The 14,897-nt window shown below is 52.6% G+C and carries 11 protein-coding genes; 7 read left to right on the plus strand and 4 right to left on the minus strand.

Translation table 11 applies throughout. The features are described 5' to 3' along the window. Genes HV107_RS18720 through HV107_RS18730 form a run of 3 tightly spaced genes read left to right on the plus strand, consistent with a single transcriptional unit; the run spans position 1 to position 1,911 of the window. Positions 1-711: a C40 family peptidase gene (locus HV107_RS18720; RefSeq protein WP_182060319.1), complete on the plus strand. Its 711-nt coding sequence runs from the start codon at positions 1-3 to the stop codon at positions 709-711. Positions 712-743: 32 nt separating this feature from the next. Beyond that, the gene (locus tag HV107_RS18725) at positions 744-1,265 is read left to right on the plus strand and encodes a hypothetical protein (RefSeq protein WP_182060320.1); all 522 of its coding nucleotides are present in this window, start codon (positions 744-746) and stop codon (positions 1,263-1,265) included. A 37-nt stretch (positions 1,266-1,302) separates the two neighbouring features. Next, entirely contained in the window at positions 1,303-1,911 is a 609-nt protein-coding gene (locus HV107_RS18730) for a tail assembly protein (RefSeq protein ID WP_046887308.1), read from the plus strand. Positions 1,912-1,970: 59 nt separating this feature from the next. Here the strand turns inward: HV107_RS18730 and HV107_RS18735 are convergent. Beyond that, positions 1,971-3,328, minus strand: a protein-coding gene (locus HV107_RS18735; RefSeq protein WP_105318584.1) for an IS3 family transposase whose coding sequence is annotated in 2 segments (ribosomal slippage) — positions 1,971-2,866 and positions 2,866-3,328 — 1,359 coding nt in all. Because the reading frame shifts where the segments join, the coding sequence is not laid out codon by codon here. 80 nt (positions 3,329-3,408) lie between these two features. Here HV107_RS18735 and HV107_RS18740 point away from each other — a divergent pair. Both HV107_RS18740 and HV107_RS18745 read left to right on the plus strand, forming a co-directional pair. Next, positions 3,409-7,560 (plus strand): phage tail protein, encoded by a 4,152-nt coding sequence (locus tag HV107_RS18740; RefSeq protein ID WP_259349638.1) that lies wholly within the window; start codon positions 3,409-3,411, stop codon positions 7,558-7,560. A gap of 64 nt (positions 7,561-7,624) precedes the next feature. Then, positions 7,625-8,941: a phage tail protein gene (locus HV107_RS18745; protein ID WP_182060321.1), complete on the plus strand. Its 1,317-nt coding sequence runs from the start codon at positions 7,625-7,627 to the stop codon at positions 8,939-8,941. 42 nt (positions 8,942-8,983) lie between these two features. On the opposite strand, the gene HV107_RS18750 is transcribed toward HV107_RS18745, so the two are convergent. After that, positions 8,984-9,685, minus strand: a complete 702-nt coding sequence (locus tag HV107_RS18750; protein ID WP_182060322.1) for a tail fiber domain-containing protein — start codon at positions 9,683-9,685, stop codon at positions 8,984-8,986. A 33-nt stretch (positions 9,686-9,718) separates the two neighbouring features. Here HV107_RS18750 and HV107_RS18755 point away from each other — a divergent pair, with 33 nt between their 5' ends. Then, positions 9,719-10,273, plus strand: coding sequence for a recombinase family protein (locus HV107_RS18755; protein ID WP_182063544.1), 555 nt, complete (start codon positions 9,719-9,721; stop codon positions 10,271-10,273). Between the two features lie 64 nt (positions 10,274-10,337). Here HV107_RS18755 and HV107_RS18760 read toward each other — a convergent pair whose 3' ends face one another. Further along, positions 10,338-10,577: a DinI family protein gene (locus HV107_RS18760; RefSeq protein WP_182060323.1), complete on the minus strand. Its 240-nt coding sequence runs from the start codon at positions 10,575-10,577 to the stop codon at positions 10,338-10,340. Between the two features lie 424 nt (positions 10,578-11,001). Here HV107_RS18760 and pepN point away from each other — a divergent pair, with 424 nt between their 5' ends. Further along, the gene (gene pepN, locus HV107_RS18765) at positions 11,002-13,614 is read left to right on the plus strand and encodes an aminopeptidase N (RefSeq protein ID WP_182060324.1); all 2,613 of its coding nucleotides are present in this window, start codon (positions 11,002-11,004) and stop codon (positions 13,612-13,614) included. 84 nt (positions 13,615-13,698) lie between these two features. Here pepN and HV107_RS18770 read toward each other — a convergent pair whose 3' ends face one another. Further along, complete coding sequence (locus tag HV107_RS18770; RefSeq protein ID WP_182059485.1) at positions 13,699-14,853, minus strand: IS481 family transposase; 1,155 nt, start codon at positions 14,851-14,853, stop codon at positions 13,699-13,701. Between the last annotated feature and the right edge of the window lie 44 nt (positions 14,854-14,897).

Genomic DNA, 14,897 nt, shown 5'->3' on the forward strand with positions numbered 1-14,897 from the left:
ATGCGTCAGAAAACCATCGATGCGATTATGGCGCATGCTGCAGCTGAATATCCTCATGAGTGTTGCGGCGTGGTGGCGCAGAAAAGCCGCGTTGAACGTTATTTCCCGTGCCGGAATCTTGCCGCGGCGCCGGAGGACAATTTTGTCCTTTGCCCCGAAGACTACGCAGCTGCTGAGGACTGGGGAACGGTGATCGCCATCGTTCACAGTCACCCTGACGCCACAACGCAACCGAGCGAACTGGATAAAGCGCAATGCGACGCAACGCTTTTACCCTGGCATATTGTGAGCTGGCCGGAGGGGGATTTACGCACCATCCAGCCGCGCGGAGAACTGCCGCTGCTGGAGCGTCCGTTTGTGCTTGGACACTTCGACTGCTGGGGATTGGTAATGAGCTATTTCCGGCAAACGCATGGTATCGAGCTCCACGATTACCGTGTGGATTATCCATGGTGGGAAAACGAATATCCGGACAACTTCTATCAGGATTGCTGGTATGAGTGCGGATTCCGTGAATTCGACGGGCCACCGAAACCCGGCGATATGGTGATCATGCAGGTCCAGGCCGATAAGTGGAATCACGCGGGAATTCTGCTGGAGGGAAATATGCTGCTGCACCACCTGTACGGACATCTGAGCCAGCGCGTGCCGTATGGTGGCTACTGGCAGGAAAGGACGATGAAGGTTCTACGATATAAGGACCTGTGCTAACCTCTTGTTAATTTAAACAAGGGGATGATGTAATGAGGAATATTTTAATTTTAGCGTTTGTCACATTTTTGTTTGGCTGCACTGAAAGAGCGCGACCAGCAGATGAAATTGATCATGAAAGTGGACTGGTTAAAATATTCAGCACTAAAAATTTAAATGCTGCGCAAAATAGGGCTGATATTCTTTGCAGTAAAAGATCATATTATGTGAAAGCACTTCATGAAAGTAATTTGATGCTTTTAAGAAACAACCCTTCCGACGTATATTTGTTTGATTACATACCTTTCCAGTGTGATCTCAAGGCCGCCGCTAACGGGGGAAACTCTGAAGCTAAAGCGCTCTACGACAAAAATCTTACTGATGCATATCGTAAGCTTGAAGAGTCTAAAAGAAATCAATATGAAGCTCATAAAGCTTATGCCAAAAAGCATGGGTTTGATTCATATAGTATAGTTAACCCTGATGGCAGCATAGAGGCTCACACAATAGATTCTAACGGTGATGCTTGTCATAGCACTGTCAGTATATATGGAGGGGATACAGTCTGTGACTAATTTATTTTGCTCTAATTAGTCAATTTTCGAGGTTCATATGACAGAAAATATGACTCAAATTGAACTCGGAGGCATTCTGGGTAAAACATTTGGGAAAATGCACTATCGGCTTATAAGTAAGACCAGCGAGGCTACTCGCAGTTTGGCAGCAACACTTGACGGTTTTGAGAAGTTCATGATCTCCAGCCAGCGGAGGGGATTAACATATGCTGTTTTTAAGGGTAAGAAAAATATAGGTCTGGATGATTTAGGCTTTCCCGTTTCTGGTGAAGTGATCCGGATTGTCCCTGTAGTAATTGGAAGTAAAAAAGCTGGTCTTTTGCAGACGATCTTGGGGGCCGTGCTTATTACTGCTGCTGTGTTGACTGGCCCCGGCGGTATTGGCGCTGCTTTCGCTGCTGGTGGATTGACGGGGTTTGCTGCTGCCACTGGTGCCTCGTTGGTCCTCGGTGGGGTTATTCAGCTGCTTTCACCGCAGCCATCAGGCATAGCCAGTAAACAAAGCGCAGATAATCGTGCATCGTATGCGTTTGGCGGGGTGACAAATACCGCCGCACAGGGTTACCCGGTTCCGCTCCTTTACGGCCGCCGGCGAATCGGCGGAGCGATTATTTCCGCCGGGATTTATGTCGAAGATCAGCAGTAGATAACAAACCTTTTTACAAGCCACCTTCGTGAAGTGAACCCCATATATTGGACACGTTCTTAACTGGCGGCTGACATGGCCTGGGTTCGGTATTGTACCGGACTCAGGCCGTTTAGTTTTAGCTTGATTCGTTCGTTGTTGTAGTAGTGGATATACTCTTCCACCGTTTTTCGTAGATGGTCTGTATTTTCAAACTCTTCGTGGTACCAACATTCTGTTTTCAGCAGACCAAAAAAATTTTCTATCACTGCATTGTCCAGACAGTTCCCTTTGCGCGACATGCTTTGTTCTATGCCTTTAGCTTTAAGTTTCTCCTGATACCGTGCCATCTGATACTGCCAACCCTGATCAGAGTGCAGTACCGGTCTGTCACCCGGTTTCAGCCTCTTGACGGCTTTGCTGAGCATGTTTTCGACCAGATTCATTCCCGGATGCGTCGTCATATTCCAGGCTATTATCTCGCTGTTATACAGATCAAGCACTGGTGACAGATACAGCTTTGTCCCTTTTACGTTGAACTCTGTCACATCCGTGACCCATTTCTGGTTTGGACTGCTGGCCTTAAAATCACGTGCAAGGGTATTTGGCGCTACTTTACCGTAGGTGCCTTTGTATGACTGATACTTTTTGCTTCTCAGGCATGAGGCCAGCCCCATCTTGCGCATCAGTTTCCGTACTGTTTTATGATTAATGCCATAGCCTTCATTACGCAACGCCAGGGTAATGCGCCGGTAACCATATCGTCCTTTATGATAGTGGAACAGTGCGGCTATTCTTTGCTGTTCGCCCTCATAGCGCTCTCCACGGCTATCTGCTTTGACATGCCAGTAGTACGTGCTGCGAGGTAATCCTGCTATATGAAGCAGCATTCTCAGGTTATGGTTTCGCCTCAATTCGGTAATTATTTTTGCTTTGTCTTCTGCTTTTCCCGAATCAAGGCCTGAAGCTTTTTTAGGTAGGCATTCTCAACACGCAGGTATTCAAGTTCTTCCTCAGCGTTCTGGAACGCTGGACGGGGATTATTAAGTTCTTTATCTGAAGTTTCGTTCTTCCCTGACTTCATCTGGCGTCCTCTGGGTTTATCCTGTAGGGCAATGATACCGCCAGTACGGTAAAGACGCTCCCATTTGCTGACAGTACAAGCGGCTGCAATACGAAACTCCGCCGCAGCTTTCCGGGATGATTTGTTGTGTTGCTGCATCCAGAGCACGACAGACTCTTTAAACTCGGCAGAGTAAGCCCTGGTAGGAATGGTAAAACTGTCCATCCCATTCACTTTCCAGTGCTCAGTCCAGCGTCTGACCGCTCCGTGATCAACGCCGAACAACCGCGCTGTTTTCTTTGCACCATCACTGCTGAACAGATAGTGGAGTACGACTTGCTGCTTGAATTCAGGTGAGTATTTTTTTCTGCCCATTGAAACGCAAAACCCCTAATCGTTGGATGTCCAACTTTCGGGGTTCACTTCATTCGGGTGGCTTTTTTTATGGGCGCGATATGGCTACAGATAAAGTGTTGAAGGGCCGCAAGGGCGGCAGCTCAAGTTCCCGAACCCCTACCGAACAGCCTGATGATCTGCAATCTGTAGCGAAGGCAAAAATCCTCGTTGCGCTTGGGGAAGGGGAGTTTGCAGGGCAGCTAACCGGCAAAGATATCTACCTGGACGGAACGGCGCTGGAGAATGCCGACGGTTCCCAAAACTTCAGCGGGGTAACGTGGGAGTTTCGCGCGGGAACGCAGGCGCAAAAATATATTCAGGGTATTCCCGGTACCGAAAACGAAATCAGCGTGGGAACTGAGGTATCAAGCGCTACAGCCTGGACGCGCACGTTTACCAATACGCAGCTTTCAGCAGTTCGCCTGCGTCTGAAATGGCCCTCGCTTTTCAAACAGGAAGACGACGGCGATCTGGTGGGTTACTCGGTCAATTATGCGATTGACCTGCAGACGGACGGCGGCACATGGCAGACGGTACTCAATACCAGCGTGACCGGCAAAACGACGTCTGGTTATGAGCGCAGCCACCGTATCGATTTACCGCAAGCTGGCAGCACCTGGACAATCCGCCTGCGTAAGATTACCTCTGACGCCAACAGCGCGAAGATCGGCGACACGATGACGCTGCAGAGCTTCACTGAGGTTATTGACGCCAAGTTACGATATCCAAACACAGCGTTACTCTACATCGAATTCGATTCAAGCCAGTTTAACGGCTCTATCCCGCAGATCTCCTGCGAGCCCCGCGGCCGTGTTATCCGCGTTCCTGATACCTACGACCCTGAAACCCGCACTTATAGCGGTACATGGACCGGTGCGTTTAAGTGGGCATGGACGGATAACCCTGCGTGGATTTTTTACGATCTGGTTGTTTCTGACCGGTTCGGCCTCGGGCACCGTTTGACCGCTGCGAATATTGATAAATGGGCGCTTTATCAGGTTGCCCAGTATTGTGATCAGATGGTACCAGACGGCAAAGGGGGCAACGGTACCGAACCACGTTATACCTGCAATGTATACATCCAGGACCGAAACGACGCTTATACAGTCCTGCGTGATTTTGCGGCCATATTCCGTGGCATGACGTACTGGGGAGGCGATCAGATCGTTGCTCTGGCCGATATGCCCCGTGATGTGGATTACAGCTATACGCGCGCTAACGTTGTTGGCGGTCGCTTCACCTATTCAAGCAGCACCACGAAAACCCGCTACACTACAGCGCTGGTTTCATGGTCCGATCCCGGTAACGCCTACGCTGACGCGATGGAACCCGTATTCGAGCAGGCGCTGGTGGCGCGGTACGGCTTCAATCAGCTAGAAATGACAGCCATCGGCTGCACCAGGCAGTCAGAAGCGAACCGAAAGGGGCGCTGGGGTATTCTCACCAACAACAAGGATCGCGTTGTTTCGTTTGATGTCGGGCTGGACGGAAACATTCCGCAGCCAGGCTACATCATCGCCGTGGCAGACGAGCTGCTTTCCGGAAAGGTTATGGGCGGACGTATCAGCGCTGTTAACGGTCGCGTTATCAAACTTGACCGCGTGGCAGATGCAGCAGCAGGTGATCGCCTTATTCTCAACCTGCCTTCCGGAGCGTCGCAGAGCAGGACCATTCAGGCCGTGAACGGGGAATCAGTCACAGTCACCACGGCATACAGTGAGACGCCACAGGCCGAAGCTGTTTGGGTGGTTGAATCTGACGAGCTCTACGCACAGCAGTATCGAGTTGTCAGCGTTTCCGATAACGATGATGGTACTTTCTCGATTACCGGCGCATGGCACGACCCGGATAAATATGCCCGTATCGATACCGGAGCCATCATTGACCAGCGGCCGGTGAGCGTGATCCCGCCGGGCAACCAGTCGCCGCCTGCGAACATCGTGATCAGCTCGTTTTCCGTGGTTCAGCAAAATATCAGCGTCGAAACGATGCGCGTGAGCTGGGACCAGGCGCAGAACGCTATCGCCTATGAAGCGCAATGGCGCCGCAACGACGGGAACTGGGTTAACGTGCCGCGCAGCTCCACCACGTCATTCGACGTTCCGGGGATTTATGCCGGGCGCTACCTGGTGCGCGTCCGCGCCATTAACGCCTCTGAGATTTCCTCAGGGTGGGGCTATTCAGAAGAGAAAACGCTGACAGGTAAAGTGGGTAATCCACCAAAACCGGTTGGCTTTACTGCATCAGAAAACGTTGTGTTTGGTATCGAGCTGAACTGGGGATTCCCGGCTAACACCGGCGATACCCTGAAAACGGAAATTCAGTACAGCCTGACCGGGATCGATGATGATGCAATCCTGCTTGCTGATGTCCCTTACCCGCAGCGCAAATATCAGCAGATGGGACTTAAGACGGGGCAGGTTTTCTGGTTCCGCGCGCAGCTGGTGGACCGAACCGGCAACGAATCCGGGTATACCGAATTTGTTCGTGGCCAGGCCAGCGTCGATGTATCGGATATCACTGATGCAATTCTGGAGAACATCAAAGGTTCTGAAAGCTTTAAGGACCTGATCGAGGATGCCGTGGCCAACAGCGACAAAGTGGCAGAACTGACTGATGCGATTAAGGAGAACGCTGATGGTCTGGCAGCTGCGGTAGGCTCGAACAAGCAGACTGCGGAAGCCATTATCGGCAACGCGCTGGCCATTGCTGATGTCGTCGTCCGTCAGTCGGCGCAGCAGGGGGCCAACACGGCGACCTTTGAGCAACTCCGGGAAGTGATTGCCACGGAAACTGAAGCGCGCGTTACTGACGTCACCCGGCTGGAAGCGGAAACGGCAGACAATGCGGCAGGCATTACGGAGGTCAGGCAGGCGCTGTCGGACGAAACGCAGGCCAGAGCCACAGCAGTTGACCAGCTCACCGCCGCCACCCAGGTGATTTCTGACAAAGCGGATGCTGCGGGGCAGGCCAGCTCGCAGAACAGCGCTGATATCACCAGTTTGCAGCAGGTTGTAACGGACACCACTTCGTCTATGGCATCCCGCCTGGATGAGCTGGGAGCCAGAACCGATACGGCAAATGGTGGCATCCAGAACAACGCGATAGCGCTTATCACCAGTACGCTTGCTCAGGTGAATCAGCGAATGACCCTCAGCGTGCAGTACGGTGATAATAAGGCTGGTATTCAGCGGGTTGATAATGTCATGGCTGATGCCAGTAAGGCCGTTGCCGAATCGCTGAAAACGCTGGACTCAAGTGCTGGCGGGAACACTGCGAACGTGACGGATTTCGCCAAAACCATGGCGGACTTCTCTCAGGCATCAGCCACACAGATCAACTCGCTTAAGGTCACGGTAAACGGCCAGACTGCCGCTATTGTCCAGAACGCGCAGGTGTCGGCAGATATCAATAACAACCTGAATGCGATGTACAGCATCAAGGTCGCTGTTGATTCTAATGGTAACCAGTACGCGGCAGGGATGGGGATTGGTGTTCAGAACACGCCATCGGGAATGCAGACGCAGGTGCTCTTCCTGGCTGACCGCTTCGCGGTGATGACCCAGGCGGGCGGAACCGTGACTCTGCCGTTTGTTATCCAGAATGGACAGGCTTTCTTTAACGATGCATTTTTCCGCGATGCCAGTATTCAGTTCGGGAAAATCACCGATTCACTTAAATCGGATAACTTCGTTACTGGTTCGAATGGGGCTGGATGGAATCTGCCGAAAAGCGGTAATGCCGAGCTGAATAACGTCACGATCCGGGGCGCGGTATACGCCAGCGGTGGCAGCTTTAAAGGCACGGTAGAGGCGACCACTTTTGTCGGTGATATTGCCAACGTGGGGATTGGCAGTGACGCTAATATTTCCGGCGGCGGGGTTGCGACACGAACAATCACGTTTACTGATTCCTCATCATCAGCACTCAGTAAATCAGCACTTCTTGAGTCGCTGATTTTTGTTTCTTCTTTGTCTGGCACTACAACGGTCTCCATCACTCTCAGCATCAACGGCAACACGCGCGATTTGGGCACAATCAATGTGCCTGCCGGGACAGGCGGGCTCTGGATGACCGTAAGACATGCAGTGAGGGGGATTACCTCAGCCACTGTAACCGGGACCATAACGGTTACCGGAACAGGAACGGCAAGTAAGACCATATCATCCCCGACTTTAACTATTACTCGCGGTACCGGCTCATTTGCCTGACCTTCCTGATATTCAACCTGACTTATAACCCGCTTCGGCGGGTTTTTTATTGCGTGGAGAAAATATGATTTACACAACAGGCACGATTGCAGTCAGCGGCAATACGCTTACCGGAACGGGTACAGCCTTTAATGCTGCGGGCTCACTTATCCGCAATGGATGCACAGTCATCGCGCTGACCAGTCCCGCTCAGGTATTCCAGATTACTGCTATAGGCGGGGCAACCAGTCTCACCGTGACACCTGCGGCAAGTCCTGCCATCCCTGCGGGAACGAAGTATTCAATCTTGCTGAGCGACAGTCTGAGTGTGGATGGCCTGGCGCAGGACATTGCTGAAACGTTCACGATGTACCAGCGTTACATGAGCGGCTTCGCTGATGTGATGAACGGTACTACAGACGTCACCATCACGATTAACGGCGTGTCCGTCACGGTACCGGGTCAGAAATCACTGGCGAAGAAAGGGGCAAACAGCGACATCACCAGCCTTTCCGGGCTGACTACCGCGCTCAGCGTTGGCCAGGGTGGTACTGGTGCGAAAACCGCCGCAGATGCTCGCACAAACCTTGGTTTAGGAAGTGCTGCAACTGCTGATGTCCAGACAAGTGCATCAGACAGCACGACCGGAAGGGCTATGTTGAATGGTGCATTCGGGTTGGGAGGTGATAGCCTTGCTTATCCCATTGATGACACAGCAAGTCATTCAAGACCAAGTGGACTCTATAACATTGTTAGTGGCTACATGCCGCAGATCGGCCTCACCGCAGATTTTACCTATCTCATTATTCAGCGAGGGCTTCGGGCAACAAGGATATTGCAGTCTTATATCAACCGAAGAACGTTCTTCAGTTACAGCAACGGAGCATCCTGGACCTACCATGAAGCGTATACAACGGGTAATACCACAAAGGCCAGTGACGGCACGCTCAAGGCCGCATCACCGGTAGCCCGTATCGTGAAGTCACAGGAAGAAAATCAGCGTACTGATATTGCCGAAGACGGCTTCTCCTGGTGTGGTTGCGCCACGGCGAACGAGGAGGCTGAGGGTATTCACGTAAGCCGCATCGATGTCGGTGTTTATACGCTGACTGGCTCTGCCGGTCTGGCATCTTCTGGCTGGCAGCTCTTGCCGCCTATGGACCCGGGCGGAATGGGTGAACTCGGTATTGTAGAGGCTGAGCAAGGCGATAGCGGGGAGCTGATAATCCGCCTGTTTAAACGTAAATATATCTTAAGTGACGATGGGGAAATGGTGAAAACGAAGGGGGCTCCAATCGACGTTCCGCTGAACAGCTGGATCGATGTGCGCCTTGATATGCCTGAAGACAGCATCTGGAAAATGAAAGTGAATGCTGCCGTACAGGATGCATCGGGGGATTAATGTCTCAAACACCAGGCAGAGCGATCTGCCTGGTGAGCACTTTTATGGTTTTTGTGTATTAAGCAGCTGTTTCAACGCTACCAGTTCCCCCTGCATATGCTGGATAGTCAGTGTCAGTTTTGCGATAGCAGCCATTGGGTCAAGATAGTACATGCCTGAGAGATCATCGCTTTCGAGGTCAACCCCGGCAGGCAGGCCAGTACCTTTCACAACCTCTGGGGAGACCTCCTTCATGTCGTTAGCGATGAAGCCGAGCTGCCCCAGTTTCTTATCGAGAACGCCCCTGGCTTTCATATCGAAGAGAGCAACCTGCCATCTGCTCACTTCATCTGCTGCCTTTTCCCGGTCGGTCTGATAGACGATATTCTCTTTCAGCTCCCGGTCCGATGAAGTAACGGTGATCGCACCAACGTCACTGGTGTCGACATAAAGACGCATAGCCCCACTGGTCCAGAGCATGTTAAACGCGCTCGCGCTGTAACTGCCTTTTGTCCCGGAACGACACTGATAACCGCCTTCAACCTGAAGTATGCCCGTTCCACCACCTGTACCACCTTTCAGTTCCAGGCTTGTGGCTCCTGAGGCCCATAGTCGCGCAGAATAATCGTTACTGGTAGAGCCGTAATGAAAATCGAGGTATGGCGATGCGGCCGATAATTCGATGGAGGAAAAGGTCGGTGAATCAGCACTTCCTAAACCAACGTTTTTGATAATGCCTTTTGAATTTGCTTCCGATAACGTCACCGGGATTGTTTGAATAAAAAGGTTACTGGAAACATGCAAATAGGATATGTCAGGGTGTCAACAAATGACCAGAACACGGATCTTCAGCGGCAGGCACTTGAACGCGCAGGATGTGAACAGATTTTCAAAGAAAAAATGAGCGGCACAGTGGCGAACAGACCAGCACTGAGAAAGCTCCTCAAAGCTCTTAATGAGGGGGACACGCTGGTGGTCTGGAAACTCGACCGTCTCGGCCGCAGTATGCGCAATCTGGTATTGCTGGTGGATGAACTGCGCCTGCGTGGGATCCACTTCAAGAGCCTCACTGACAGCATTGATACTTCAAGCCCAATGGGGCGTTTCATATTTCATATCATGTCAGCCCTAGCTGAAATGGAAAGAGAACTGATCGTGGAGCGTACCCGTGCAGGTCTGGCAGTTGCGAGGGCGCAGGGAAGGATAGGGGGAAGGCGTTCTAAGCTATCATCGGAACAGTGGGCTCAGGCTGGAAGGCTCATAGCAAATGGTATAGACAGGAAGCAGGTTGCGATCATCTATGATGTTGCAGTTTGCACTCTGTACAAGAAATTTCCGGCAGGTGGAAAATAAAAGTTAACAGGCAGGCATATCATCAGATGACTGCCTGCTGGTATTGAAGACCATTGAGTGAAGACTAAGCTTCAAGCCACATATCAGCTTCTTCAAACATCTCCTGCACAACCCTGCTTATCTGTTCCTTCTCATGCTTGCTGGCGTCAGTATTGATAGCCGGCAGAGTCATCATCGGTTTAACCCGAACATCAGCATCTGGAAAAATACGGTGCACTCTTTTGCTTAATTCGCCAAGAATGATGTCTCTGGCGCTAGGCAAACCATCAAAATTTCTTTTGTCATAAACGAGTTCAACGAACATAAACACCTCTCACAAATACTGTTTGAATATACAGTATTTAAAGCGCAGTAGGTTTGTCTGTCAAGGTATCGGCTGTAAGTAGTTATGCTTTTGGGGCGTTCTTTGAAGTGAAGTTTGAATTAATTAGCCTGCAACGCTGATTGCGCCTGATGTTGGCTAAACTTCTCTGTGGGGCATGGGTGGGGCAAAAGTGCCTTATGAATTTCGTTAAAGTTCGTAAATATCGCTTTGTCTCGATCTCGCTCATCCCTTGTTTAATGCGCTCCTGGACGATCTTTATCGATTTTAAAAATTATGAGTTCATATTATAAAAATGTAGCAAAAAAGGGCTTTGCACCTGAAAAGATAAACATTCTGCATAGCGCGTTTTACACAACAGGAATATATTGAATCGTTACTCGACAAACGATGCATAAGGTTTTCTATGACACAACAGCCACAAGCCAAATACCGCCACGACTATCGTGCGCCGGATTACCTGATTAGCGATATCGATCTGACTTTTGACCTGGATGCCAATAAAACCGTGGTAACGGCGGTAAGCCAGGTCACGCGCCAAAGCGCGACCGCAGTACCGCTGCGTCTTGATGGTGAAGACCTGACGCTGGTATCCCTGCATATTAATGACGAAGCCTGGACTGACTATAAAGAAGAAGGCAACCAGTTGGTCATTAACAACCTGCCGGAACATTTTACGCTGCGCATCGTGAATGAGATCAGCCCTGCGGCCAATACCGCGCTGGAAGGGCTTTACCAGTCGGGCGTGGCGCTGTGTACGCAGTGCGAAGCGGAAGGTTTCCGTCACATCACCTGGTATCTGGACCGCCCGGACGTGCTGGCGCGCTTTACGACCAAAATTATCGCCGATAAAACCCTTTATCCGTTCCTGCTCTCTAACGGTAATCGCGTGGGTGAAGGCGAGCTGGAAAACGGCCGTCACTGGGTGCAGTGGCAGGATCCATTCCCGAAACCATGCTACCTGTTTGCGCTGGTCGCGGGGGATTTCGACGTCCTGCGCGATACCTTCAAAACCCGTTCTGGCCGCGATGTAGCGCTGGAGCTGTTTGTTGACCGTGGCAACCTTGACCGCGCGCCGTGGGCGATGACTTCGCTTATCAACTCGATGAAGTGGGACGAAGAGCGCTTTGGCCTCGAATACGATCTCGACATCTATATGATCGTTGCCGTCGACTTCTTTAATATGGGCGCGATGGAGAATAAAGGTCTGAATATCTTTAACTCCAAATACGTGCTGGCGCGTACCGATACCGCTACCGATAAAGATTATCTCGATATCGAACGCGTGATTGGTCATGAGTATTTCCACAACTGGACCGGTAACCGTGTCACCTGCCGCGACTGGTTCCAGTTGAGCCTGAAAGAGGGTTTAACTGTCTTCCGCGACCAGGAGTTTAGCTCTGACCTGGGTTCACGCGCGGTTAACCGCATCAACAACGTGCGCACCATGCGCGGCCTGCAATTTGCAGAAGATGCCAGCCCGATGGCACACCCGATCCGCCCGGATAAAGTGATTGAAATGAACAACTTCTACACCCTGACGGTGTATGAAAAAGGTTCTGAAATTATCCGTATGATCCACACCCTGCTGGGTGAAGATAACTTCCAGAAAGGGATGCAGCTCTACTTCGAGCGCCACGATGGCAGTGCCGCCACCTGTGATGATTTTGTCCAGGCGATGGAAGATGCCTCTAACGTTGATCTGTCCCATTTCCGCCGCTGGTACAGCCAGGCCGGTACCCCGATTGTGACCGTCAAAGACGATTACAACCCGGAAACCGAGCAGTACACGCTGACCATCAGCCAGCGCACGCCGCCAACGGCTGAGCAGGAAGAGAAACATCCGCTGCATATCCCGTTCAGCATTGAGCTGTATGATAACGAAGGCAAAGTGATCCCATTGCAGAAGGGCGGGCACCCGGTGCATTCCGTACTGAATGTGACGCAGCCTGAGCAGACCTTTATCTTCGATAACGTCTACTTCCAGCCTGTTCCGGCGCTGCTGTGTGAATTCTCCGCGCCAGTGAAGCTGGAGTATAAATGGAGCGATCAGCAGCTGACGTTCCTGATGCGTCATGCACGCAACGACTTCTCCCGCTGGGATGCGGCGCAAAGCCTGCTGGCAACCTACATCAAGCTGAACGTGAACCGCCATCAGCAGGGCCAGCCGTTGTCGCTGCCGGTGCATGTGGCCGACGCCTTCCGCGCGGTTCTGCTGGATGAGAAAATTGACCCGGCGCTGGCTGCGGAAATTCTGACCTTACCGTCGGCAGGTGAAATCGCTGAGCTGTTCGAGATTATCGATCCGATTGCGATCGTGGCCGTTCGTGAGGCGCTGACCCGCACCCTGGCCGCTGAGCTGGCAGACGAATTCCTGGCGGTCTATAACGCGAATAAACTGGCTGAATACCGTGTGGAACATGCCGACATTGGCAAGCGTTCGCTGCGTAATACCTGCCTGCGTTACCTGGCCTTCGGTGAAGTCGAACTGGCGAACACCCTGGTGAGCAAACAGTATCATGAAGCTGACAACATGACTGATGCCCTGGCTGCCCTGGCGGCAAGCGTTGCCGCAGAACTGCCGTGCCGTGATGCGCTGATGCAGGAATACGACGACAAGTGGCATCAGGATGGTCTGGTGATGGATAAATGGTTCATCCTTCAGTCCACAAGCCCGGCGTCTGATGCACTGAACACCGTTCGCAGCCTGCTGAAACACCGCTCTTTCACCATGAGCAACCCGAACCGCGTCCGTTCGCTGATTGGTGCGTTCGCCAGCAGCAACCCGGCTGCCTTCCACGCCGAAGACGGCAGCGGTTATCAGTTCATGGTAGAGATGTTGACCGAGCTGAACAGCCGTAACCCGCAGGTGGCGTCACGTCTGATTGAGCCGCTGATCCGCCTGAAACGCTACGATGCGAAGCGCCAGGCGAAAATGCGCGCCGCGCTTGAGCAGCTGAAAGGGCTGGAAAATCTGTCTGGCGATCTGTACGAGAAGATTGCTAAGGCCTTGGCTTGATATAAAAGTTAACCCTCCCTCTCCCTGTGGGTGTACGGTCCGGGGACATGGTAGACAGGTGTTCGGGGACATGGTGAACACTTTTTAACATCCTTTACCCATGGTGATCGACTTTTTCTTCAGGTCGATCACCCCCACTTTCGTGCTGTACCACCACACCTCGTAGCTGCCGTCTTCCTGCATCTCCTTCAGCCCGACCCGTTCTCCCCTGAACGCCTTGCCTGCGCTCAGACTTACCCCTTTCACGCTCAGCTTTCCGCTGATATCCACTTTCCTGACCATCACGCCCTCGTCGTATTCCGGGGGCGTGGTGTTGCCGCTGTACTGCCGCTCTGACGGCTTATACCGCGACCCCGGTACCGCCATATCCAGCGCCTCATGCGGGCGTTCAAGGTTATAGACTGTCCGCCAGTGGTCGAAGGCGCGCTGCAGTTCGCCCCCGCTCGCGAACCACTTCCCCTGCAGCACTTCTGCCTTCAGGCTCCGGTGAAAACGCTCCAGCTTACCCTGCGTCTGCGGATGATACGGCCGGGAGTGCCCCACCCGGATACCCAGACGCATCAGCCACAGCTCCAGCGCCGTCCAGGTGCCGGTGGTGTCTCCCCACGGAGAACCGTTGTCCATCGTCATCCGGTCCGGCAGGCCGTAGCGCTCAAACACGCTGACCAGCTGCTGCTGCACGGTCTCGCGCCGTTCATCGGTACAGTGCGCCAGGCACAGGGAAAATCGGGAGTGGTCGTCCAGCAGGGTGAGCGGATGGCAGCGGCCGCCTCCAAAGGGAAAGTGGCCCTTAAAATCCATCTGCCAGAGGCGGTTCGGCGCGTCATGTTCGAACCGTCCCGTGGCGGGAATGCCCGGTGAAGTGCCCGGCAGCAGACCGTGACGGGCCATGAGGTTATGGACGGTGCTGAAGGCGGGCATGGTGTGCCCCTGGTCTTCCAGCCAGCGCTTTATCTTGCGTGCGCCCCAGCGTTCATGGCGGTCATGCGCCATACGCAGCAGGGCAGTGATGTCGTCAGATGAGCGGTTCGGGGAATGGTGCGGTATGCGCGGGCGGTCCTGAAGGCCGGAGGCCCCTTCCTCCGCCCAGCGGCGAAGCCACTTATAGCCAGTGGCAGGTGAAATGCCGAAGCGACGGCAGAGGGAACGGATGTTCGCCCCGTCCTGCGAGGCGAACAAAACAAACTCGGTACGTAATGACATGGTATCTCTCGCATCCCAGGACATAAGCGACTCCATAAACGGGTTCTTATGCCTTAGTTGTAAGTGTCTACCATGTCCCC

This window comes from Enterobacter sp. RHBSTW-00175 (assembly GCF_013927005.1).
Taxonomy (GTDB): domain Bacteria; phylum Pseudomonadota; class Gammaproteobacteria; order Enterobacterales; family Enterobacteriaceae; genus Enterobacter.